Consider the following 23,399-nt stretch of genomic DNA (forward strand, 5'->3'; position numbering starts at 1 on the left):
CCCAACCTAGCCAGCCGGCGTGGACGGCTGCTGCGGCGCGGGTCCGGGATCCGGCGCCTGGGTCTGCTCGGGCGCCTCCTGCTGCTCCGGCGCCTGCTCGGGCGGCTGGGTCTGCTCGGGCGCCGGGGTCTGCTGAGCTGCGGGGATCGCCCGGACCACCACCGACTCGCTCGCGCCGGCGTCGGCGTACTCCCCCTCGGGCCGCAGCCAGCGGAACTCGGTGTCCTCGGTGACCGTGACGGTCCTGCGGGACCAGCCGTCGGGACCGACCAGCGTCAGGTCGGAGACCGTGCGCCACTCCCCCTGCCCGGGCGTGCGGGCCTGGAGGAGCACCGGGTCGCCGGTGACCCGCCCGGCGGCGTTGGTGACGTGGGCGCTGAGGACGACGTCCTGCCCGGCGGTCACCTGCGTCGTCGAGGCGGAGATGGCGGTGGAGAGACTGACCCCTTCGAAGTCCCACGTGCTGCCGCCGCCACGGACGGCGTCGATGTTGAACGCCCGCCCGTCGCAGCCGAAGCCGGTGACCACGTAGCCGGCGCCGTCGCCGTGCTCGGCGACGAACTCGGCGGGCGTCGCCTGCCCGCCCGGGGTCGTCGACCCGGTGACCAGGTCGACGAGCTGCCAGTCGTAGCGGAGCGCGGAGGTCGCGACGGTGTGCCAGCCGCCGGCGGGCACGCTGGTCGCCGCGCGGCCGCGCCAGGCGTGGCCGGCGGGCGCGTCGGCGGCGGTCGTCCAGATGTACGACGCACCGCTGGTGCCGGCGGCGGCGGTCACGGCCACCGAGGCCCCGAGCCCCGCGAGGGAGCCGAAGGGCACGTAGGGACCGGACGCGGTGCCCGGCCCGCCCGGGACGAGCCCGAAGCTGCGGCGACCCAGCGGCGCGGCACCCGGGCCGAGGTTGACGCGGGTGCGCGGCGCGGTCGCGGGGCCGAAGAAGGCGTCGCAGCCCACGTAGGTCAGGAACATGCCGTCGGCCTGGGTGCCGGGGTCGCTGCGCACGGTGACGCCGTCGCCCGAGGCGGAGGGCGAGGGGCCCAGGAGCAGGCTCGCCACAGCGGCCACCGCCACCGCTCCCGCTGTCCGTCGCACCGCGTCGCTCTTTCCGTCCCCCGTCGGCCCGGCGGCCGACGCCACCATCAAACACGACTGGTGGTGCCGAGGGAACAGCCGAGCACCCCGGCTCCCCCCTTTTGGGGGTGTGGGCTCAACCGACGTGCAACGTCGCGATGAACATCGCGTCGGTGCCGTCGCGGTGCGGCCACAGCTGGCGCACCTCCCCGACCCTCGTGTCGTCGCGCGAACCGACGACCGCGTCGACCACCTCGGTGGTCTCGGCGAGGACCGGCGAGCACGTCGCGTAGACGACGACCCCGCCCGGCCGCACCGCGTCCAGGGCGTTGCTCAGCAGGGCACGCTGCAGCGGGACGAGCACCCCGAGGTCGGCCGGGGTCCGGCGCCACCGCGACTCCGGTCGCCGGCGCAGCGCCCCCAGGCCCGAGCACGGCGCGTCCACGAGCACCCGGTCGAAGGTGCCCGGTCGCCACGGCGGGCGGGTGCCGTCCCCCGTGACCACGCCGAGCATCCCGGCCGCGGCGGCCCGGGTGCCCCGCGCGACCAGCGCAGCGCGGTGGTGCTGGAGCTCGTTGGCGAGCAGCCGTGCCCCCCGCTGGGCGGCCACGGCGGCGAGCAGCGCGGACTTGCCGCCCGGCCCGGCACAGACGTCGAGCCAGCGCTCGTCGCGCCCGTCGATCTCCGCATCGGCGAGCGCGAGCGCCACCAGCTGGGAGCCCTCGTCCTGCACCCCGGCCCTCCCCTCGGCCACCGCCGGGATCGCTGCGGGGTCCCCGCCCGCCAGCTCGACGGCGTACGGCGAGAGGGTGCCGGGCGTGCCGCCGGCGGCGACGAGCTCGTCCACGGTGGCCAGCCCCGGCCGGGCGACCAGCATCACGCGCGGCGGCGCGTTGTCGGCGGCGAGGAGGTCCTCGAGCTCGACCGCGGACGCCAGGGCGTCGGCCAGCTCCTCCACGACCCAGCGGGGGTGGGAGTGGGCCACGGCGGCGTGGCCGAAGGGATCGGTCCCACGGTCGGGCGCCACCCGACGGATCCACCCCTCGAGGTCGTGCGTCGCGACCTTGCGCAGCACCGCGTTGACCAGCCCGACGGGGCCGAGCCCCACCCGGGCGCGGGCCAGCTCGACCGTCGCGCTGATCGCCGCGTGGTCGGGCACCCGCATCGACAGCAGCTGGTGCGTCCCGAGACGGAGGACGTCGCGGACCTTGGCCTCGAGCCGCGGCTTGGTGAGGCAGGCGTCGATGACCGCGTCGTAGGTGAGCTGCCGGCGGATCGTGCCCGAGACGAGCTCGGTCACGAAGGCCGCGTCGCGGCCGGTGAGCCCGTGGCGGGCCAGGACCTGCGGCAGCGCCAGGTTGGCGTAGGCGTCGTCGACCCGGACGGCCCTGAGCACCTCCAGGGCGGCCACGCGGGCGGGGTCGACCCGGCGGTCAGCCATCGAGGTGCTCGCGGACCAGTCGTTTCGGGGCCCGGTGCGCCCAGGCGTCGGTGAGCACCTCGACCAGCTCGTCCCGCGTGATCTCCCCGAGGCGGGACTGGCGGACCAGGACGGCGTTGGTCCCGCGGAAGTGGTCGATGGTGAAGAACGGGGTCGACGTGTCCTCGACCAGGGCGACCTTCTCGGCCTCGGACGCGGTCACGATGACGACCACGTCGTCGTACATCTCCCCGGTCTCGGGGTCCACGGCGGTGTGGTGCGGCATGCGGTAGAGGCAGAACCCGCGGCCCTTCGGACCGCGGGGCACCTTCCAGGTCGGGCGGTCGCCCCACGAGATGCCCAGCTCGGTCTCGGGCAGGGCGGCGCAGATCTCGTCGATGTCCTCGGGACGTGCGCGCCTGCTCACGCGAGCGAGCGTAGCCGGGGCGACGACGGTGCTCAGCAGGCCTTCCCGTAGGTGCCGCGGCGGGTGGGAGCCGCGTCGACGGGCAGGTCGTTGGGCGCCTCGAGGCTCCAGTGCCGGATCCAGTCCATCTGCATACGGCTGACGTTCATCTCCTTGCCGCCCTTGGCCTGCATGGTGAAGCGGGGCACGAGCGGCACGTCGGACCAGATCTCGGGCCGACGCTCGGTGTGGACGACGTGGGCGTCGACGAACCAGGAGATGCGGTCGCGGGCGACCTCGACGGCGTAGGTGTGCCAGCGGTCCTTGCCGAGGTCCATGCCGACCTTGGCGCCCTTCCACGCGACGTCGGGGAGCGTGCGGGCGTAGACGTTGGTCCTGCTGGTGCCGATCCGGTAGCTCTGCAGGGCGATGTTCTGCGCGCCGCAGTGCTGGTCGCGGTCGCCCGCCGGCACCAGCTCGGTCATCACCTTGAAGCGGGCCCCGCCGCGGCCGTACTGCCGGCTGCGCAGCCGGGTCTCCCAGCGTCCGACCGTGGCGCCCTCGAAGCCGAGCTTGGCGCTGAGGTCGCCGCGGGTCGTGGTGTTGAGGGTCAGCATGCCGTTCTGGTGCACGACCTCGCCGTTGCCCGAGGCCTGCCACTGCGGGCCGGTGGGGCCGGAGTAGGGCTTCTCGAACTCCTCGCGCCACGCGATGCCCTTGTGCCACCAGCCGTAGGTGTTGCCCGCGTGCACCGGGCCGGGCTCGGCGCCTCCGTGGTCCGCCGACGCGGTCGAGGAGACGAGCACCGGCGCGGTGACCGACGCCAGGACGGCCGCGGCGAGCGCGGCGACGCGGGCGCGCCGGGGACGGGTACGGACAACCAGGGGGGAGGTCATGGCGCACGAACCTACGTCACGACGACCCGGCCGCCGCAAGTCCGCGAGGAGGGTCAGGAGAAGAGCTTGAGGGCGGTGCTGACCGTCTGGAAGACGCCGTAGGCGAGCAGGATGCTCACCACGGCCCACGACAGGACGAGGCGGGCGGTGCTCGTGCCACCCGAGCCGACCGACTCCTCCGCGGCGAGCCCCGCCTCCCGGTCGGCCTCGGCCTGCGCCTTGTGCGCCGAGGTGTCCTCGTGGAACTTCGCCGCGACCGGCCGGACCAGGAGGTTGGCGACGAAGCCGACGCCCAGGATCGCCACCATGGTGAACAGCGCCGGCCGGTAGGAGTCGGCCGTCAGCGTTCCCGCGCCGCCGGCGGAGTCCAGGAAGCCGTTGATGATGAGGGGCCCGGCGACGCCGGCCGCGGACCAGGCGGTGAGCAGCCGGCCGTGGATGGCGCCGACCTGGAAGACGCCGAAGAGGTCGCGGAGGTACGCCGGGACGGTGGCGAAGCCGCCGCCGTAGAAGGAGATGATGATCGCGGCGAGCAGCACGAAGATCGCGGTGGACGTCGAGCCGACGAGCGCCAGTGCGACGTACAGGACGATGCCCACGCCGAGGTAGACCATGTAGATCGGCTTGCGCCCGATGTAGTCCGACGTGCTGGACCACACGAAGCGGCCGGCCATGTTGAACAGCGACAGCAGGCCGACGAAGCCGCCCGCGGCCGCGACGGTCACGCTGGACTCGCCACCCTCGCGGAAGAAGTCCTGGATCATCGGGCTGGCCTGCTCGAGGATGCCGATGCCCGCGGTGACGTTGCAGAACAGCACCGTCCACAGCAGCCAGAACTGCGGGGTGCGGAGGGCGTTGGCGGCGGACACGTCGTTCTCGGTCACCAGCGACTTGCTCGCGACCTCGGAGGGCTCGAACCCGTCGGGCCGCCAGCCCGGCGCGGGGACGCGGATGTTGGCGACGCCGAGCATCATGATCGCGAAGTAGACGATGCCCAGGGTGACGAAGAGGAACGTCAGCGCATGACCGTCAGCGAGCGAGCCCGCGTCGCTGGGGTCGTAGGCCGGGTCGTAGAACGAGAGCAGCTGGCGCGACAGCGGGGCCGCGACCATCGCGCCGCCGCCGAAGCCCATGATGGCCATGCCGGTGGCCAGGCCCGGACGGTCGGGGAACCACTTGATCAGCGTCGAGACCGGCGAGATGTAGCCGATGCCCAGGCCGACGCCACCGATCACGCCGTAGCCGAGGTAGAGCAGCCACAGCTGGCCGGTCGCGATGCCGAGCGAGCCGACCAGGAATCCGGCGCTCCAGCAGCAGGCCGCGGTGAACATCGCCTTGCGGGGGCCGACCTTGTCCACCCAGGTGCCGAAGACCGCGGCGCTGAGGCCGAGCATCACGATGGCGATGGAGAACACGAAGCCGATCGCGGTCTGCGAGGCGTCGAAGTGCTCGATGAGCGAGTTCTTGTAGACGCTGGTGGCGTAGGCCTGGCCGATGCACAGGTGCACGGCCAGGGCGGCCGGCGGGATCAGCCAGCGGTTGTAGGAGTGCGGTGCCACCGTGTGGCGACGATCGAGGACTTCGAGAACAGCCACGGGTGAACCTCCGAGACGATGGACGTGACGCGAAGGCTAGCGGCCGGATCGTTGAAATGTGACACACCCCACCCCTGGGTGTGGGTCACACCAGCCGCGCGCCCTCCGGCACGGTCACCCCGCGGGCCCAGTCGGCCGCGCGCATCTGCTTCTTGCCGAACGCCTTGACCTCGCCGAGCTCGACGGGGTCGCTGGCGGTGCCGACGTACACCGCGTTCTTGGTGACCTCGAGGACCCCGGGCTCCAGGCGGTCGCGTCCGGCGGCGACGGTCACCGGTCCCACCTTGAACCGCTCGCCGTCCCAGGTGGTCCACGCGCCCGGGCCGGGCGTGCACGCCCGGATCCGCCGGTCCACGCCGATCGCAGGCTCGGCCCAGTCGACGCGCGCGTCCTCGACGAGGATCTTGGGGGCGAGGCTGACGCCGTCGGCGGGCTGCTCCCGGGCCTCCAACGAGCCGTCCTCGATCCCGTCGAGGGTGCGCACCAGCAGGGTCGCGCCACCCTCCGCGAGCCGCGCGAGGAGGTCGCCGGCGGTGTCGGTGGGCCGGATCCGCTCGGTCATGACGCCGTACGTCGGCCCGGCGTCGAGCTCCTTGACGATCCGGAACGTCGTGGCGCCGGTGACCTCGTCGCCCGCCCAGATCGAGTGCTGCACCGGCGCGGCGCCGCGCCACGCGGGCAGGACCGAGAAGTGCAGGTTGATCCACCCGTGCGGCGGGATGTCCAGGGCGGACTGCGGCAGCAGGGCCCCGTAGGCCACCACGGGGCAGGCGTCGGGCTCCAGCGCTCGCAGGGCGTCCTGGAAGTCGGCGTCCCGCGGGTGCTCGGGCTTGAGGACCGGCAGGCCGAGCTCCTCGGCACGCAGCGCCACGGGACTGGCGACCAGCCGGCGTCCGCGGCCCGCGGGCGCGTCGGGCCGGGTGACGACGCCCACGACCTCGTGGGAGGAGGTGTGCAGGGCGTCGAGGGCCGGCACGGCGACCTCGGGGGTGCCGGCGAAGACGACGCGCATCAGAAGCCCAGCCCGCCGGTGCTGTGCGGGCTCACCCGGACGACGGGTCGCTCGAGGCCGAACCACTCGGACTCGCGGATCTCCTTCATCGCCGCCTTGCGGGCGGCCGTGTCGAGCTTGTCGATGAAGAGGATGCCGTCGAGGTGGTCGGTCTCGTGCTGCATGGCGCGCGCGAGGTACTCCGACGCCTCGATGCGCACCGGCTCGCCGTACATGTCGAAGCCGGTCGCCACCACGGAGAGGGCGCGCAGGCAGTCGTAGGTCAGCTCGGGCAGGGACAGGCACCCCTCGGCACCGTCCTGGGTCTCGTCGCTCAGCTCGAGGGACGGGTTGACCAGGTGGCCGACCTCGCCCTCGACGTTCCACGTGAAGACCCGCAGGCCGACGCCGATCTGCGGAGCGGCCAGCCCGGCTCCCGGGGCGGCCAGCATGGTGTCGGTGAGGTCCGTGACGAGCTGGCGGACCTCCTTGTCGAAGTCGTCGACCTCGATCGCGCGTCGGCGCAGGATCGGGTCGCCGAAGAGGCGGATGGGCTGGACTGCCATGGACTGCTGGGACTCCTCGGTCTCGGATGCGCGCCCAGTCTAGGGAGGGCTCAGATGGTCGGCGGGTCCACCTGGATGCGGACGGCGTCGAGCTTGCGGGCCGAGCGGACGCGCTGGAGCTCGCCGAGGGCGCGGGACAGGGCGCCGCCCTGGGTCAGGGGCACCCGCACGACCACGCGCTGCTCGTCCTCGGCCACCGGGACCGGGCCGAGCACCTCGGCCGGCTCGGGCAGGTCGAGGAGGGTCACCGCGTCGTCGAGGGCGCCCGGGTCGCCGGTGATGGTGGCGATCCGTGCCGTCGGCGGCAGGTGTGCCTCCCCCCGCTCGACGAGCTCGCGCTCGGCGAACCCCGCCGGGTCCCACCTCACCAGCGCCTGGAGCGCCGGGTGCGCGGGGTCCCCCACGGCGACGACGTGCCCGCCGGGACGGACCAGGCCCGCGGCGCCGAGCCAGCGGCGCAGGGCCTCCTCCTGGACCCGCATGTCGTCGCGGGCCAGCGTCAGCCACGTGTCGAGCAGGACGACCGCGGCGTAGCCGGTCTCCGCGACCGGCTCGGCGCCCACGGTCGCGACCACGAGGTCGGGCCGCTCCCCCACCCGGGCCAGCACCCGGTCGCCACTCGAGCTGCGCACGGTGGTGCCGGGGAAGGTGCGGCCGAGCTCCTCCGCGGTGCGCGCCTCGCCCCGCACCGGTGCGCGGAGGCCGCGGTGGCCGCACTCGCGGCAGGCCCACCGCTCGTCGGCCGTGCCGCACCAGCGGCAGGTCGGCGGGACGGTCGGTCCGCGGAGGACGAGAGGGCCGGCGCAGCGTCCGCACCGGGCGGGGGTGCGGCACCGCTCGCAGGCCAGCGCTGGGGCGTAGCCGGCGCGGGGTGTCTGGACGAGCACCGGGCCGACGGCCAGCCCGCTCCGGATCGCCTCGAACGCCGGCCGCGGCAGCCGGGAGCCGACGGCCCGGTCCTCGGCGGGCGCGACCTCGGTGCGCACCCGCTCGCGGACCACCGCGCGCGACGGGACGAGCTCGCGCGCCCACCCGGACCGCAGCAGCAGGGCGGCCTCGGTCGACCTGGCGAAGCCGCCGAGGAGCATCGCGGTCCCCTCGGCCTCGGCCCGGATCCCCAGCACCTCGCAAACATGGGGGTAGGGCGCCCTCGGCTCGGCATGCAGGTCGTCGCCGTCGTCCCAGATCACCACCAGCCCCAGGTCGCGGACGGGGGCGAAGGCCGCCGACCGGGTGCCGACGACGACCTTGCGGGCCCCGCGGGAGACCGACAGGAACGCCCGGTAGCGCGCTGAAGGACCCAGGTCGGCGGTCAGGACGGCGTGCTGGTCGGGTCCGAGCAAGCCCTCGAGCGCGGCGGAGACCCGCTCGACGTCACGCTGGTCGGGCACGCAGACGATCGCGCCCCGGTCGCCCGCCCGGGCGGCGGCCACCGCGGCCGCGACCATGCCCGGCCAGTCGTCGCCGGGAGCCGCCGACCAGACGGCGCGGGGCGCCGACCCGTCGGTCAGGTGCCGCAGGAACGCCTCACCGTGCGTGACGTGCCGCCACCGGTCCGCGGAGGCCGGCACCGGGTGCGCCGGCGGCACCTCCCAGGCCTCGGCCTCGACCTTGGCGTGCCGGGGAGGCACGGCGAGCCGCAGCACGTCGGCGCGGGCGCCGGCGTACCTCGCCGCGACGGCGGCCGTCAGGTCGGCGACGACGGGGCTCAGGACCGGCTCGGGACTCACCACCCGGCGCAGCGGCTGGAGACGGCCGGGGTGGTCGCTGGTGGCGGCGCGCTCGACGACGTACCCGTCGACGTCCTGGCCCGCGAAGCGGACCTTGACCCGCGCACCCGGAACGGCCGCCTCGGCGTGCGCGACCGGCACGGCGTAGTCGAAGGTGCGGTCGAGGTGGGCCAGCGGCACGTCGACGAGGACGCGCGCGACCGGGTCGACCGCGGCCGGCTCGAACTCGGCCGCCTTGCGCGCCCGGGTCGCCGCCGCCCGCGCCTTGCCGTCGGCCACCGACGCACGGAGGCCGGGCAGCATCTCTGCTGGCCCGGCCTCGTGGTTGGTCATGGTCGGCATTCAACCAATGCGGACCGACAGCGCCACCGACGGTCCCACCGGTCCCGCACTTGCTGGCCGATCCCGACGGTTGCTGGCCGTTGCATCGGCCAGCAAGCGCCAGAGTCACCGCTGAAGCGGTGATTCCTGCAGCGGCGCTCAGGCGCCGGCGGCGGCCCGGAGCTTCTCGGCGCGGTCGGTGTGCTCCCAGGTGAAGTCGGGGAGCTCGCGGCCGAAGTGGCCGTAGGCCGACGTCTGGGCGTAGATCGGCCGCAGCAGGTCGAGGTCGCGGATGATGGCGGCCGGACGCAGGTCGAAGACCTCGAGCACGGCCGCCTGGATCGCCTCGTCGGAGACCACACCGGTGCCGAAGGTCTGGATGAACACACCCACCGGCGCGGCCTTGCCGATCGCGTAGGCCACCTGCGCCTCGCAGCGCCGGGCGAGACCCGCGGCGACGACGTTCTTGGCCACCCAGCGCATGGCGTACGCCGCGGAGCGGTCGACCTTCGAGGGGTCCTTGCCGGAGAACGCGCCGCCCCCGTGGCGGGCCATGCCGCCGTAGGTGTCGACGATGATCTTGCGGCCGGTCAGGCCGGCGTCGCCCATCGGCCCGCCGACGACGAACTTGCCGGTGGGGTTGACCAGCAGCCGGTAGCCCTCGGAGGGGATGTCGAAGGTGGCGAGCACCGCGTCGATGACGTGCTTCTTGATGTCGGCCTCGAGCGTGGCGTGGTCGACGTCCTCGGAGTGCTGGGTGGAGAGCACCACGGTGTCGATGCGGACCGGGCGGTCCTGCGCGTCGTACTCGATGGTGACCTGGGTCTTGCCGTCGGGCCGCAGGTAGGCGAGCGTGCCGTCCTTGCGGACCTCGGTCAGCCGCTGCGCGAGCCGCTGGGCGATCATGATCGGCAGCGGCATCAGCTCGGGGGTGTCGTCGCAGGCGTAGCCGAACATCAGGCCCTGGTCGCCGGCGCCGCGCTTGTCGAGGTCGTCCTCGGAGGCCCCCACGCGGGACTCGTGGCCGCTGTCGACGCCCGCGGCGATGTCGCTCGACTGGGCGCCGATGGCGACCTGGACGCCGCAGGTGGTGCCGTCGAAGCCCTTGTCGGAGGAGTCGTAGCCGATGTCGAGGATCGCCTTGCGGACGAGGTCGGCGACCGGCGCGTAGGCGTGGGTGCGGACCTCCCCGGCGACGACGACCAGCCCGGTGGTCAGCAGGGTCTCGACCGCGACCCGGAGGTTCTCGCGGTCGGAGTCGTGCTCCATGAGGTAGTCCAGGACGGTGTCGCTGATGCGGTCAGCGATCTTGTCCGGGTGACCCTCGGTCACGGACTCGGAGGTGAAGAGGCGTCCAGCCACAGTCTGTGCTCCTGTCGAGGTGGTGAGACCCACGATATCGGGGGGCCACTATGCAAGATGCGCGTCTCAGCGGGCGAATCGCGCGACGACCTGGTCCCAGACCACGTGCGCCAGCGCGCCCTTCGTGCCGTGGGGGACCTCCACGGCCGCGCCGTCGGCGGCCAGGATGACCGCCTCGTTGTCGGGGCTGCCGAACACCGCTCCCCCGCTGACGTCGTTGACCACGAGGAGGTCGCACCCCTTGCGCGCCAGCTTGGCGCGCGCGAGGTCGAGGACGTCGCCGGTGTCGTCGCCGGTCTCGGCGGCGAACCCGACCACCACCGCCCCCGGCCGCTGCCGGTCGTGGGAGATCTCCTTGAGGATGTCGGGGTTCTGCTCGAGCTCGATCGCCGGCGCGGAGCCGTCGTCGGCCTTCTTGATCTTGGCCTCGCTGACCGTGGTGGGCCGGAAGTCGGCGGGCGCCGCGGCCATCACCACCGCGTCGGCCGAGCCGGCCGCCAGCACGACCTCGTCGCGCAGCTGCGCCGTGGTCTCCACGCGCACGACCTTGACCCCGGCCGGGTCCGGCAGCGTGACGTTGGCGCTGACCAGCGTCACCTCGGCCCCGCGGGCAGCGGCCGCACGGGCCAGGGCGTAGCCCTGCAGGCCCGAGGAGCGGTTGCCGAGGAAGCGGACCGGGTCGAGGTACTCCCGGGTGCCGCCCGCGCTCACCACGACCCGCCGACCGGCCAGGTCGGGGACGGCGACCCCGCGGGCCAGCACCTCCATGGCCAGCTCGAAGATCTCGGCCGGCTCGGGGAGCCGGCCCTTGCCGGTGTCCTTGCCGGTCAGCCGGCCCTCAGCCGGCTCGACGACCACCACGCCGCGACCGCACAGGGTCTCGACGTTGGCGGCGGTGGCCGGGTGCTCCCACATCTCGGTGTGCATCGCGGGCGCGAGCACCACCGGGCAGCGGGCGGTCAGCAGGGTGTTGGTGAGCAGGTCGTCGGCCAGCCCGTGGGCGGCCTTGGCGAGCAGGTCGGCCGTGGCCGGCGCGACCACCACGAGGTCGGCGGACTGCCCGATGCGCACGTGCGGCACCTCGTGGACGTCGGTCCACACGTCGGTGGCGACCGGCTTGCCCGACAGCGCGGCCCACGTCGGGGCACCGACGAACTCCAGCGCCGACGCGGTGGGCACCACGGTCACGTCGTGGCCCGACTCGGTGAGCCGACGCAGCAGCTCGCAGGCCTTGTAGGCCGCGATGCCGCCACTGACCCCGAGTACGACACGTGGCCGCTCCCCGGTGCGGGAAACGGCCACGTCGTGGACGGAAGGGTCCTGGGAGGTCACGTCACTCCGTGAAGGTCGACGCCTCGGCGCGCGCGGCCGCGGCGGCAGCCTCCTCGGCGGCGAGCTCGGCGGGGTCGACGTCCTCGCAGGTGAGGAGGTCGTCGTTGATCTCGCGCAGCGCGATGGAGAGCGGCTTCTCCTGGACGACGGTGTCGACGAGCGGGCCGACGTACTCCAGCAGGCCCTCGCCGAGCTGGGAGTAGTAGGCGTTGATCTGCCGGGCGCGCTTGGCGCTGTAGAGGACCAGCTTGTACTTGCTGTCGGTCTTGGTGAGCAGGTCGTCGATCGAGGGGTTGGTCACGCCCTCGGCGGCGATGTTGGGGGCAGACACGCGGAAGGCCTCACAGAAGTCAGTCGGTGGTCGTCTCGCCCCGGGCAGGGGCCGACGCTTGGTCGAACGTCATCAAGGCTACCAACTCGTCGGCGGCAGCGTGAACTTCGTGGTTGACCACGGTGACGTCGAACTCCGACTCGGCGGCCAGCTCCTCGCGCGCGGTCGCGAGCCGGCGCTCGCGCTGCGCCGCGGTCTCGGTGCCGCGGCCGACCAGGCGGCGTACGAGCTCCTCCCACGAGGGCGGCTTGAGGAAGACGAACAACGCCTCGGGCATCGTCCGGCGCACCTGGCGGGCACCCTGCAGGTCGATCTCGAGCATCGCCGGGTGCCCCGACGCGAGGGCGAGCTCGACGGGGCCCCGCGGGGTCCCGTAGCGGTGCGTCCCGTGGACCGTGGCCCACTCCAGGAGGTCGCCGCGCTCGATCATCGCGTCGAAGTCGTCGTCGGAGACGAACCAGTAGTGGACGCCGTTCTCCTCGCCCGGGCGCGGGTCACGCGTCGTGGCGGAGACCGAGAGCCAGACCTCGGGGTGGTGGCGGCGGACCTCGGCGGCGACGGTGCCCTTGCCGACGGCGGTGGGGCCGGCGAGCACGATCAGGCGGGACCTGCGGGGCTCGCTCAAGACTCCTCGCGGGGGCCGAACTCACGCTGGAGCGCGGCGACCTGCTTGATGCCCAGACCCCGCACGCGGCGGCTCTCGGCGATGCCGAGCCGCTCCATCACCTGGCGGGCACGGACCTTGCCGAGCCCGGGCATCGACTGCAGCAGGTCGACGACGCGCATCTTGCCGATGACCTCGTTGTCCTGCCCCTCGTGGACGACGTCCATGATCGAGGCACCCGAGTTCTTGAGGCGGTTCTTGACCTCGGCGCGCTCCCGTCGGGATGCGGCGGCCTTGTCGAGGGCCGCCTGGCGCTGCTCGGGCGTGAGGGGGGGCAAGGCCACGAAACGGGTCCTTCTGGCTCTGGGGCGAGGGCAACGCGGTCAATCTAGTCAGTCCGACGGACGCCCTGCAATGCGGCCCCTACTGGCTGAGCGGCGTCCCGCACACGTCGAGGGCCTGCTGCTCGATCCCGGCCATCGCCTCCACGGTCCGCGCCTCCCCGAGGGCCCGCGCGGCGGCCTCGATCGCCTTCCGGTCCTCGGCCGCCAGCTCGTCGGGCGTGACGCGCGGGTCGTACGACCCGGGGTCGACGCCGGCGTCGTCCAGGGCGTCCTGGAGCCCCTCGAGCCGGGTGACCACCTGGGTCCACTCGTCGCCGATGTCCCGGGGCGCCTCGTCCCGCAGGTCGCGGTAGGCGTCGAGCGCCCCCAGCACCGCCCCGGGCTCCCCGCTCGCGGCGATGTCGCTGAGCTCGGCCCGGTGCTCCTCGACGGCCTCGCAGTAGGTCTCCTGGTCGCTCGCGCACCCGATCGCCAGCACGAGGGCCAGCGCGGGAGCGGCCGCCAGGAGCAGCGTCCTCACGCGTCGCCCAGCGCGGCGACCGCCTCGTTGCCCCGGCGGGCCGCGTCCCGCAGGGCCACGGGGTCGGGGCCGGACGCCAGCACCTCGCGCGACGAGCTCGGCAGCACGCGGCGGGCCACGGGCCCGAAGATGCGGCGCAGGTCGGCCACCGTGCCGCCCTGGGCGCCGAAGCCGGGTGCCAGGACGGGACCGTTGAAGTCCAGGTCCTCGGCGCTGTCGCCGATGGTCGCGCCGATCACCGCGCCGAGGTCGCCGAGCGGCGTGAGCCCGTCGTTGCGCGAGCGCAGGTGGGCCAGGACGCTGCCCGCCACCGTGCCCTCGCCGGTCCGGGCGTGCTGGACCTCGGGGCCCTCCTTGTTGGAGGTCAGGGCGAGCACGAAGAGGCCGGCTCCGTGCCGACGGGCGGTCTCGACCATGGGGTCGAGGGAGCCGAAGCCGAGGTAGGGGCTGACGGTGATGGCGTCGGAGGCCAGCGGCGACGCAGGGTCGAGGTAGGCGTCGGCGTAGGCCTGGCTGGTGGACCCGATGTCGCCACGCTTGACGTCGAGCAGCACCAGCGCGCCCGCGGCCCGCGAGTCGGCGATCACCCGCTCCAGCACCGCGACACCCCGGCTGCCGAAGCGCTCGAAGAACGCGCTCTGCGGCTTGACCACCGAGACCTCGGGCGCGACCGCGTCCACGACGGTGCGGGCGAAGCGCTCCAGGCCGGCCACGTCGTCGTCCAGCCCCCAGTCGCGGAGCAGCGACGCGTGCGGGTCGATGCCCACGCAGAAGCGGCCACGCTCCTCCATGGCGGCGTGCAGGCGGGCGCCGAAGTGGTCGGTCATCACAGGGTCCTCTCGGGGTCGTCCGGTCCCCCGGCCAGGTCGTCGGCCAGGTCGTCGGCCAGGTCGTCGGCCAGGGCGGCGCGCACGCGCGCCACGGTCGTGGGGTCGTGCAGCAGAGCGGCGCCCACCTGGACGCCGACGGCGCCGGCTGCCAGAAAGGCCCGGGCCGTCGCGGGTCCGTCGACGCCACCCGCGCCGACGACCTCGACGTCGGGGAGCAGCGCGGTGACCTCGCGCACGCAGCGCAGGGCCACGGGGGTGATCGCGGGCCCGCAGAGCCCGCCGGGACGGCCGTCGGGCATGGCCGCGGGGACGGCGTCGCCGAGGACCACGCCGCTCGCGCCGGCGTCGTGGACGGCCCGGGCGCCCTCGACGGCGCGCGACAGGTCGGGGCGCAGCTTGGCCAGCACCGGCCGGTCGGCGGGGAACTCGCGACGGACCGCGGCGACGACGCTGGCCGCGTGGTAGGGCTCGCGCACCTCGAAGAGGTCCTCGCCGGCCTGGTCGGGCGACCCGAGGTTGATCTCGAGGCCGGCCACGCCCGGGGCGCGGCTGAGCCGCCGGGCCAGCTCGGCGTACTCGCCGATGGACGCCCCGACGACCGACACGTGCACGCGCACGCCGGCGCGCACCAGCCAGGGCAGCTCGGTGGCGAGGAAGTGCTCGAGGCCGGGGTTCTGGTGCCCCACCGCGTGCACCAGCCCGCTCGGGGTCTCGGCGACCCGGGGGGCCGCACCGCCGGCCCGCGCGTCGAGGGTGATGGAGCGGGTGACGAGGTCGAGGCCGTCGAGGTCGACGTACGGCGCCAGCTCGCGGCCGGTGCCGCCGCAGCCGCTGGCGACCATCACCGTGCCCCGCCTCATCCGAGCCCGTCCCAGTGGACGCGGTCGCCACGGATGACCGGCCCGTCGACGCAGGCGCGGACCCGACGCGTCACGCCGTCCTCGGCGACCACCGGCACGGGGCAGCCCTGGCACAGGCCGGTGCCGCAGGCCATCGGGGTCTCCAGCGCGACCTGGCTCCAGGCGCCCCGTCGCTCGGCGGCTACGGCCACCGCCGCGAGGGTGGCCGTGGTGCCGGCGGCGTAGACGACGTCGGCGTCCGCCCGCTCGAGCACGGCGTCGACCTGGGCGGCGACGTCACCGCGCACGCCCACCGAGCCGTCGCGGGTGACGACGCTGACCGAGCGGGCGCTGCGGCGGGCCTCCAGCGCGGAGAGCAGGTGCGCCTCGTCGTCGGCGGCGAGGACGAGGCTGACCGGGCAGCCGCGCTCGCGCAGCCGCGCGGCGAGGGGGAACAGCGGCGCCGCGGCGTACCCCTCGCCGACCAGCACGCAGGACACCGGCTCGCGGGGCAGCGCGAACGGCCGGCCGAGGGGACCGGTGACGGGCACGTGGGCCCCGACCGGCAGCTCGGCCAGCCAGGTGCTGCCGGGACCCCGCGGCTCGACGACGACGTCGAGGGTGGGTCCGTAGGCCCCCGTCTCCTTGACCCGGTGGATCCACAGCGGACGGCGGGCGAGGCGGCCGTCGCCGACGCTGATGGCGACGAAGTTGCCCGCCCGGAAGCGCTCGGGGACGCCGGGCGCGGCGATGGTCAGGTGCCGGTAGGCGCCGGCCCGCTTGGTCGCGAGCACCTCGCCGACGACGTGCACCGGGGTCGTGCGCGTCATGCGGAGGGGAGCCCCGCGACCAGGGTCCGCGGCCACAGCGCACCCTCGTAGACGAACGCGGTGTAGCCCTGCACGAGGTCCGCGCCGGCCTCGATCCGCTCGCGCGCGTCCTGCGGGGTGGTGATGCCGCCGACCCCGACGAGGGTGAGGTCGTCCCCGACGCGCTCGCGCACCATCCGCAGCACGGCGGTGGCGCGCTCGCGCAGCGGGGCGCCGCTGAGGCCGCCGGCGCCGATCGCCTCGACGGTGGCGGGGTCGGTGCGGAGCCCGTCACGGGTGATGGTCGTGTTGGTGGCGATGACGCCGTCCAGCCCGATCGCCACCGCGAGGTCGGCCACCGCGAGCACGTCCGCGTCGCTGAGGTCGGGCGCGATCTTGACCAGCAGCGGCACCCGGTCGTCGGGGCGGACCTGGTCGGCGCGCCGGCGTACGGCGGTCAGCAGGGGCTCGAGGACCGCCACGGCCTGGAGGTCGCGCAGGCCCGGGGTGTTGGGCGAGCTGACGTTGACCACGAGGTAGTCCGCGTGCGGCGCGAGCAGTCCTGTGGACTTCTCGTAGTCGGCGATCGCGCGCTCGGGCGGGACCACCTTGGTCTTGCCGATGTTGATGCCCAGGACGGGCGCGCCCTCGGGCCGGCCGCGGCGCGCGAGACGCAGGGCCACCGCCTCCGCGCCGTCGTTGTTGAAGCCCATCCGGTTGACGACCGCCCGGTCCTGCGGGAGCCGGAACAGCCGTGGACGCGGGTTGCCGGGCTGCGGCTCGCCGGTCACCGTGCCGATCTCGACGTGCCCGAACCCCAGCGCACCCAGGGCGTCGATGCCGACGCCGTTCTTGTCGAACCCGGCCGCGAGGCCGACCCGGTGCGGGAACGTCAGCCCCATCGCCTCGACCGGCTTGCCGGCCGGCGCGGGCAGCCGCCGCGCGACCGGGCCGGCCGCCCGGATCGCCCGGAACGCGGCGTGGTGCGCGCGCTCCGGGTCGGCCCGGGTCAGCAGGTGGTCGAAGAGCAGGCGGTAGGGGCGACCCATCAGCGAGCGGTCCTCCCCCGCTGCCAGTCCTGCAGGCTGCGCACGCCGATCTCGCCGGCGGTCATGGCCTCGATGCCCTGCACCGCGGCGCCGAGCCCCTGGACGGTGGTGATGCAGGGGATGTCCGCCAGCACGGCGGCCGTGCGGATCTCGTAGCCGTCGAGGCGGGCGGAGCCGCCGGTCGAGTAGGGCGTGTTGATGACGAGGTCGATGTCGCCGTCGTTGATCAGCTGGACGGTCGTCTTCTCGCCGTGCGGGCCCTCCCCCTCGTGGTGCTTGCGCACGACGGTGGTGGTCACCCCGTTGCGGCGCAGCACCTCGGCGGTGCCCTGGGTGGCCAGGATCTCGAAGCCGCGCTCGGCCAGCACCTTGATCGGGAAGACCATGTTGCGCTTGTCGCGGTTGGCCACCGACACGAAGATCCGTCCGGTCGTCGGCAGCGAGCCGTAGGCCGCGGCCTGCGCCTTGGCGAACGCGGTGCCGAAGTCGGCGTCGAAGCCCATCACCTCGCCGGTCGACTTCATCTCCGGGCCGAGCACGGTGTCGACGTTGCGGCCCTCGATGGTCTTGAAGCGGTTGAAGGGCATCACCGCCTCCTTGACCGCGATCGGGGCGTCGGCGGGCAGGTGCCCGCCGTCGACCTCGGGCAGCAGGTCCGACGCGCGCAGGTCGGCGATGGTCTCGCCGAGCATCACCCGGGCGGCCGCCTTGGCCAGCGGCGTCGCCGTCGCCTTGGAGACGAACGGCACGGTCCGGCTGGCCCGCGGGTTGGCCTCCAGGACGTAGAGCACGTCGGAGCTGAGGGCGAACTGGATGTTGATCAGGCCGCGGACCCCGACGCCCCGGGCGATCGCCTCGGTGGCGACCCGGATGCGGTCGACCTCGGTGGCCCCCAGCGTGATCGGCGGCAGCGCGCACGAGGAGTCGCCGCTGTGGATGCCGGCCTCCTCGATGTGCTCCATCACGCCGCCGAGGAACAGCTCGTGGCCGTCGTACAGCGCGTCGACGTCGATCTCGACCGCGTCGTCGATGAACCGGTCGACCAGCACCGGGTGCTCGTCGCTGATCTCGGTGGCGGCCTCGATGTAGGACCGCAGGCGGCCGTCGTCGTAGACGATCTCCATGCCGCGACCGCCCAGGACGTACGACGGTCGCACCAGCACGGGGTAGCCGATGTCGTCGGCGATGCGCTTGGCGTCCTCGAAGGTGACGGCCATGCCGTGCTTGGGGGCGGGCAGGCCGGCCTCGGCCAGCACGCGGCCGAAGGCGCCGCGCTCCTCGGCGAGGTGGATCGCCTCGGGAGTGGTGCCGACGATCTTGACCCCCGCGTCCGCGAGGCCCTGCGCGAGCCCGAGCGGCGTCTGCCCACCGAGCTGGCAGATGACGCCGGCGATCGGGCCGGCCTGCTGCTCGGCGTGCACGATCTCCAGCACGTCCTCCAGCGTGAGCGGCTCGAAGTAGAGCCGGTCCGAGGTGTCGTAGTCGGTGGAGACCGTCTCGGGGTTGCAGTTGACCATGATCGTGTCGTAGCCGGCGTCGCTGAGCGCCAGCGAGGCGTGCACGCACGAGTAGTCGAACTCGATGCCCTGACCGATCCGGTTGGGGCCGCTGCCCAGGATGATGACCGCCTCGCGCTCGCGCGGCTCCACCTCGGTCTCCTCGTCGTAGGAGGAGTAGTGGTAGGGCGTCGTGGCGGCGAACTCGGCCGCGCACGTGTCCACGGTCTTGTAGACCGGTCGGAGCCCGAGGGCCTGGCGCACGCCGCGGACGACGTCCTCGCGCATCCCGCGGATCGCCGCGACCTGGGCGTCGGAGAAGCCGTGCCGCTTGGCCAGGCGCAGGGTCGGGAGGTCGAGCTCGCGAGCGGCGGCCACCTCGTCGGCGACCTCCTTGATGAGGAACAGCTGGTCGACGAACCACGGGTCGATCGCGGTGGCGTCGAAGACCTGCTCGGGCGTCGCGCCCGCGCGGATCGCGTCCATCACGGTCCGCAGCCGGCCGTCGGTCGGCGTGCGGGACTGCTCCAGCAGCGCGGCCGGGTCGCCGACCGGGGCCGCGAAGTCGAAGGTCGCGCCCTTGCTCTCCAGGGACCGCAGCGCCTTCTGCAGCGCCTCGGTGAAGTTGCGGCCGATGGCCATCGCCTCGCCGACGCTCTTCATGTGGGTGGTCAGCGTGGTGTCGGCGCCGGGGAACTTCTCGAAGGCGAACCGGGGCACCTTGACCACGACGTAGTCGAGCGTGGGCTCGAAGGACGCCGGGGTCTCGCGGGTGATGTCGTTGCGGATCTCGTCGAGCGTGTAGCCGATGGCGACCTTGGCGGCGATCTTGGCGATCGGGAAGCCGGTGGCCTTCGATGCCAGCGCGCTGGAGCGCGAGACGCGGGGGTTCATCTCGATGACGATCAGGCGACCGTCCTCGGGGTTGACGGCGTACTGGATGTTGCAGCCGCCGGTGTCGACGCCGACCGAGCGGATGATGCCGATGGCCAGGTCGCGCATCGCCTGGTACTCGCGGTCGGTGAGGGTCATCGCCGGCGCGACGGTGATCGAGTCACCGGTGTGCACGCCCATCGGGTCGAGGTTCTCGATCGAGCAGACGATCACCACGTTGTCCGCGGTGTCGCGCATGACCTCGAGCTCGTACTCCTTCCAGCCGAGGATCGACTCCTCGAGGAGCACCTCGGTGGTCGGGCTGGCCGCGAGGCCGGCGCCGCCGATGCGGCGCAGGTCCTTCTCGTCGTAGGCCATGCCCGAGCCGGTGCCGCCCATGGTGAAGGACGGGCGGACGACCATCGGGTAGCCGAGGTCGTCGGCGGCCGCGAGCAGGTCGTCCATGGAGTGGCAGATGACCGAGCGGGCGCTCTCGCCGCCGAGCTCGGCGACGATCTTCTTGAAGACCTCGCGGTTCTCGCCGCGGTCGATGGCCTCGATGCTCGCGCCGATCAGCTCGACGCCGTACTTCTCCAGCACGCCCTGCTCGGCCAGACCCATCGCGCAGTTGAGCGCGGTCTGGCCGCCGAGGGTCGCCAGCAGCGCGTCGGGGCGCTCCTGGGCGATGACCTTCTCGACGTACTCGGGGGTGATCGGCTCGACGTACGTCGCGTCGGCGAACTCGGGGTCGGTCATGATCGTGGCCGGGTTGGAGTTGACCAGGACGACCCGCAGGCCCTCCTCCTTGAGCACCCGGCACGCCTGGGTGCCGGAGTAGTCGAACTCGCAGGCCTGGCCGATGATGATCGGCCCGGAGCCGATGACCATCACGCTCTTGATGTCGTCACGCTTCGGCACGTCAGGCCTCCTTCCGCTCGGTCATGAGCTGGGCGAACCGTTCGAAGAGGTACGCCGCGTCGTGCGGCCCGGCCGCCGCCTCGGGGTGGTACTGCACCGAGAAGCTCAGCAGCGCGCCGTCCGGCGAGCGCAGCTCGAGCCCCTCGACCACGTCGTCGTTGAGGCAGACGTGGCTCACCGTCGCCTCGCCGTACGGCGTGGTGGTGCTGCCCTCGAGCGGGGCGTCGACCGCGAAGCCGTGGTTGTGCGCGGTGACCTCGACCTTGCCGGTGGTGCGGTCCATCACCGGCTGGTTGATGCCGCGGTGGCCGTAGGTCAGCTTGTAGGTGCCGAAGCCGAGTGCGCGGCCGAAGAGCTGGTTGCCGAAGCAGATGCCGAAGTAGGGCAGCCCGCGCTCCAGCGCGGCCTGCAGCAGCTCGACCTGGGCGGTCGTGGCGGCCGGGTCGCCGGGACCGTTGGAGAAGAACAGGCCGTCGGCACCGGTGGCGAGCACCTCCTCGACCGTGGCGGTCGCGGGCAGGACGTGCACCTCCATGCCCTGCTGGCTCATCATCCGCGGGGTGTTGGCCTTGATGCCGAGGTCGACGGCCGCCACGGTGAAGCGCTTCTCACCGACGGCGGGCACGACGTACGCCTCCTGCGTGGACACCGCCTCGCTGAGGTTGGAGCCGCGCATCTCGGCGGACTCCTGCACCCGCCGCAGCAGCGCGGCCGGGTCGGTCTCGGTGGTGGAGATCCCGACCCGCATGGCTCCGCGCTCGCGCAGGTGGCGCGTCAGCGCACGGGTGTCGACCCCGGAGATGCCGACGACGCCCTGGTCGCGCAGCGAGTCGTCGAGCGTGCGCTGCGAGCGCCAGCTGCTGGGCACCCGGGCGGGGTCGCGGACCACGTAACCGGCGACCCAGATGCGGGTGGACTCGGGGTCCTCGTCGTTCATGCCCGTGTTGCCGACGTGCGGCGCGGTCATGACGACCACCTGGCGGTGGTAGCTGGGGTCGGTGAGGGTCTCCTGGTAACCGGTCATGCCGGTGGAGAACACCGCTTCACCGAAGGTCTCCCCCTCGGCTCCGAAGGCATCGCCTCGGAAGGTACGCCCGTCCTCGAGGACGAGCAGTGCGGGCGCGCGTGCAGGCAACGCCGACCTCCTTCTCCGCCTCACGGGACGGATCGTTAAAGGATGTATCTGCGGGCCAGACCCTATCAGCGGGGGTCGTGTGTCCGAGACCACGCTCCGCGGTGTGGGCGCGTGGGTCGCCGGCACGACATGGTGTACACATGTACCGCTTCTCCGCACCTGCATCCGCCGTCACCGTCGCCCTGCTCCTCGGCGGCGTGATCGCCGCCGTTCCCGCCCACGCCGGCCTGACGGTCCCGGTCAACTGCGCGCTGGAGGGCGAGGACGGCCTCGAGCTGGCGTGGGACGACACGACCTACGTCCTCGAGGGCGTGTGCGGCACGGTGCGGGTCACCGCCGACGACGCCGTGGTCACGATGCCGACCGCGACCCACCTGCACGTGACCGGCGAGCGCAACCGGGTCACCGCCAAGACCCAGGGACTCGTGGTCGTCGCCGGTGCGGACAACCGCGTCGAGGCCACCTCGGCGGAGGAGCTGGTCGTCACCGGCCCCCGGTCCACCGTCTCCTCCCCCGGCCTGGTCGAGCGGCTCGAGGTCACCGGCTCGGGCGCGTCCGTGACGGCCGACCGCGTGCACGAGGTCGTGCTGCGCGGCTCGGGCATCGCCCTCGCGGCGCGCCGGGGCTGGACCACGAAGGTCGTCGGCGACGGCAACACGGTCGCCCACCGGCGGCTCGACCGGCTGCGGGTGCGCGGCGACCGCAACCGGGTGGAGGTCACCCGCGGCCGCCCGCAGGTGCGGGTCCGGGGCGTCGGCAACGTGGTCACCGTCCCCCGTCGGGGCTGAGCCCGCTCCCCCTGTCACCTGACGCGGCGTACGCGAACCGGACGCGTCTCGTCCTGACGCCCGATTATCGTCGCCCCGTGCACGAGCTCACCGCCCAGCAGGCCCGTCGGGTCGCGGTCCGCGCCCAGCTCCTCGGCGCCGACCGGCCCACCGACCTGCTGGACGCCGTCAGGCACCTGTCGCTGCTGCAGGTCGAGCCCACCGCGGCCGTCGCCCCGAGCGCGCACGTCGTGGCCTGGTCGCGCCTCGGGGCGTCGTACCGGACGTCCGTGCTCGACGGCCTGGTCGCCGACGGGTCGCTCGTCGAGCTGCACTCGATGCTCCGCCCGGCCGAGGACCTCGCGCTCTACCGCGCCGAGATGGCCGCGTGGCCGGGACCGGGCGAGCTCAAGCCGTGGCAGGTGGACCTGGTGGGCTGGGTCGAGGCCAACGACGACACCCGGCGCGACATCCTGGCCCAGCTGCACGACGAGGGACCGTGCACCGCTCGGGAGCTGCCCGACACGACGCTGGTCCCGTGGCAGTCGAGCGGGTGGAACAACGACCGCAACGTCCGCCGGCTCCTCGACATGATGGTGCAGCGCGGGGAGGTGGCGGTCGCCGGCACCGAGGGACGCGACAAGCTGTGGGACCTGGCCGAGCGGGTCTACCCCGACGTCGTGCCGGTCCCGCTCGAGGAGGCCTTCCGCATCCGGGGCGCGCGCCGGCTGCGCGCCCTCGGCATCGCGCGGCAGCGCGCGACCGTGTCCCCGGGCGAGCCCAACGACGTCGGGCCGGTCGGCGAGGAGGCGAGGGTCGAGGGACTCCGCGGGACCTGGCGCGTCGACCCGTCGTACCTGCACGACCTCGACGACCTCGAGGGGCGTACGGCGCTCCTCTCACCGCTCGACCGGCTGGTCTTCGACCGCAAGCGGATGGCCGAGCTGTTCCGCTTCGACTACCAGCTCGAGATGTACAAGCCGGCCGCGAAGCGCCGCTGGGGCTACTGGGCGCTCCCGGTCCTGCACGGCGACCAGCTGGTGGGCAAGGTCGACGCCTCGGCGGACCGGGACGCGGGCGTGCTGCGGGTGAACGCCGTCCACGAGGACGGCCGGTGGAACCGTTCGCTGCGGTCGGCGGTGGACGACGAGATCGCCTCGCTGGGCCGCTGGTTGGGACTGGTGGTCGAACGGTGAG

Annotated in this window: 22 protein-coding genes; 2 read left to right on the plus strand and 20 right to left on the minus strand. The window is 73.7% G+C overall.

Annotated features, from left to right (window positions below):
• Positions 1-6 precede the first annotated feature (6 nt).
• From DAI17_RS17425 to carA, 20 genes are all read right to left on the minus strand, one after another.
• Positions 7-1,089: a hypothetical protein gene (locus DAI17_RS17425; RefSeq protein WP_159081615.1), complete on the minus strand. Its 1,083-nt coding sequence runs from the start codon at positions 1,087-1,089 to the stop codon at positions 7-9.
• A gap of 115 nt (positions 1,090-1,204) precedes the next feature.
• Positions 1,205-2,509: an RsmB/NOP family class I SAM-dependent RNA methyltransferase gene (locus tag DAI17_RS17430; protein WP_107774502.1), complete on the minus strand. Its 1,305-nt coding sequence runs from the start codon at positions 2,507-2,509 to the stop codon at positions 1,205-1,207.
• A complete protein-coding gene (locus DAI17_RS17435) occupies positions 2,502-2,915 on the minus strand; it encodes an MmcQ/YjbR family DNA-binding protein (protein WP_107774503.1) in 414 nt (137 codons plus the stop codon). Before DAI17_RS17435 ends, DAI17_RS17430 begins: the two co-directional genes overlap by 8 nt.
• Positions 2,916-2,947: 32 nt before the next feature.
• The gene (locus DAI17_RS17440) at positions 2,948-3,790 is read right to left on the minus strand and encodes a LamG domain-containing protein (RefSeq protein ID WP_107774504.1); all 843 of its coding nucleotides are present in this window, start codon (positions 3,788-3,790) and stop codon (positions 2,948-2,950) included.
• Between the two features lie 53 nt (positions 3,791-3,843).
• Positions 3,844-5,385, minus strand: coding sequence for an OFA family MFS transporter (locus DAI17_RS17445; RefSeq protein WP_107774505.1), 1,542 nt, complete (start codon positions 5,383-5,385; stop codon positions 3,844-3,846).
• An 85-nt stretch (positions 5,386-5,470) separates the two neighbouring features.
• Positions 5,471-6,397: a methionyl-tRNA formyltransferase gene (gene fmt / locus DAI17_RS17450; RefSeq protein WP_107774506.1), complete on the minus strand. Its 927-nt coding sequence runs from the start codon at positions 6,395-6,397 to the stop codon at positions 5,471-5,473.
• A complete protein-coding gene (gene def / locus DAI17_RS17455) occupies positions 6,397-6,942 on the minus strand; it encodes a peptide deformylase (protein WP_107774507.1) in 546 nt (181 codons plus the stop codon). The genes fmt and def overlap by 1 nt, the downstream gene beginning before the upstream one ends.
• 50 nt (positions 6,943-6,992) lie before the next feature.
• On the minus strand, positions 6,993-9,005 hold the full coding sequence (locus DAI17_RS17460; protein ID WP_107774672.1) for a primosomal protein N': 2,013 nt from the start codon (positions 9,003-9,005) through the stop codon (positions 6,993-6,995).
• 147 nt (positions 9,006-9,152) lie between these two features.
• The gene (gene metK / locus DAI17_RS17465; protein ID WP_107774508.1) at positions 9,153-10,355 is read right to left on the minus strand and encodes a methionine adenosyltransferase; all 1,203 of its coding nucleotides are present in this window, start codon (positions 10,353-10,355) and stop codon (positions 9,153-9,155) included.
• A gap of 66 nt (positions 10,356-10,421) precedes the next feature.
• Positions 10,422-11,657 (minus strand): bifunctional phosphopantothenoylcysteine decarboxylase/phosphopantothenate--cysteine ligase CoaBC, encoded by a 1,236-nt coding sequence (coaBC, locus tag DAI17_RS17470; RefSeq protein ID WP_234412575.1) that lies wholly within the window; start codon positions 11,655-11,657, stop codon positions 10,422-10,424.
• Positions 11,658-11,688: 31 nt separating this feature from the next.
• On the minus strand, positions 11,689-12,018 hold the full coding sequence (gene rpoZ, locus DAI17_RS17475) for a DNA-directed RNA polymerase subunit omega (protein ID WP_107774510.1): 330 nt from the start codon (positions 12,016-12,018) through the stop codon (positions 11,689-11,691).
• 19 nt (positions 12,019-12,037) lie between these two features.
• Positions 12,038-12,643: a guanylate kinase gene (gmk, locus tag DAI17_RS17480; RefSeq protein ID WP_107774511.1), complete on the minus strand. Its 606-nt coding sequence runs from the start codon at positions 12,641-12,643 to the stop codon at positions 12,038-12,040.
• Positions 12,640-12,966 carry an integration host factor, actinobacterial type gene (mihF, locus tag DAI17_RS17485; RefSeq protein ID WP_107774512.1) on the minus strand — a complete coding sequence of 109 codons (327 nt, stop codon included), beginning with the start codon at positions 12,964-12,966 and terminating at the stop codon, positions 12,640-12,642. The genes gmk and mihF overlap by 4 nt, the downstream gene beginning before the upstream one ends.
• Before the next feature lie 79 nt (positions 12,967-13,045).
• Positions 13,046-13,486 carry a hypothetical protein gene (locus DAI17_RS17490; protein WP_107774513.1) on the minus strand — a complete coding sequence of 147 codons (441 nt, stop codon included), beginning with the start codon at positions 13,484-13,486 and terminating at the stop codon, positions 13,046-13,048.
• Positions 13,483-14,313, minus strand: a complete 831-nt coding sequence (pyrF, locus tag DAI17_RS17495) for an orotidine-5'-phosphate decarboxylase (RefSeq protein WP_107774514.1) — start codon at positions 14,311-14,313, stop codon at positions 13,483-13,485. Before pyrF ends, DAI17_RS17490 begins: the two co-directional genes overlap by 4 nt.
• Positions 14,313-15,176 (minus strand): beta/alpha barrel domain-containing protein, encoded by an 864-nt coding sequence (locus tag DAI17_RS17500; protein WP_107774515.1) that lies wholly within the window; start codon positions 15,174-15,176, stop codon positions 14,313-14,315. Before DAI17_RS17500 ends, pyrF begins: the two co-directional genes overlap by 1 nt.
• Positions 15,173-15,985: an iron-sulfur cluster-binding protein gene (locus DAI17_RS17505; protein WP_107774516.1), complete on the minus strand. Its 813-nt coding sequence runs from the start codon at positions 15,983-15,985 to the stop codon at positions 15,173-15,175. The genes DAI17_RS17500 and DAI17_RS17505 overlap by 4 nt, the downstream gene beginning before the upstream one ends.
• Positions 15,982-17,013: a quinone-dependent dihydroorotate dehydrogenase gene (locus DAI17_RS17510; RefSeq protein WP_107774517.1), complete on the minus strand. Its 1,032-nt coding sequence runs from the start codon at positions 17,011-17,013 to the stop codon at positions 15,982-15,984. Before DAI17_RS17510 ends, DAI17_RS17505 begins: the two co-directional genes overlap by 4 nt.
• Positions 17,013-20,300, minus strand: a complete 3,288-nt coding sequence (carB, locus tag DAI17_RS17515; RefSeq protein WP_107774518.1) for a carbamoyl-phosphate synthase large subunit — start codon at positions 20,298-20,300, stop codon at positions 17,013-17,015. Before carB ends, DAI17_RS17510 begins: the two co-directional genes overlap by 1 nt.
• 1 nt (position 20,301) lies before the next feature.
• Complete coding sequence (gene carA / locus DAI17_RS17520; RefSeq protein ID WP_199905187.1) at positions 20,302-21,435, minus strand: glutamine-hydrolyzing carbamoyl-phosphate synthase small subunit; 1,134 nt, start codon at positions 21,433-21,435, stop codon at positions 20,302-20,304.
• A 140-nt stretch (positions 21,436-21,575) separates the two neighbouring features.
• Here carA and DAI17_RS21085 point away from each other — a divergent pair, with 140 nt between their 5' ends.
• Together DAI17_RS21085 and DAI17_RS17530 are read left to right on the plus strand one after the other, a co-directional pair.
• The gene (locus DAI17_RS21085; protein WP_159081616.1) at positions 21,576-22,223 is read left to right on the plus strand and encodes a DUF3060 domain-containing protein; all 648 of its coding nucleotides are present in this window, start codon (positions 21,576-21,578) and stop codon (positions 22,221-22,223) included.
• Between the two features lie 77 nt (positions 22,224-22,300).
• Positions 22,301-23,398, plus strand: a complete 1,098-nt coding sequence (locus DAI17_RS17530; protein WP_107774520.1) for a DNA glycosylase AlkZ-like family protein — start codon at positions 22,301-22,303, stop codon at positions 23,396-23,398.
• The last annotated feature ends 1 nt before the right edge of the window (position 23,399 follow it).

It is taken from the genome of Nocardioides sediminis (assembly GCF_003047295.1).
Classification (GTDB): Bacteria; Actinomycetota; Actinomycetes; order Propionibacteriales; family Nocardioidaceae; genus Nocardioides; species Nocardioides sediminis.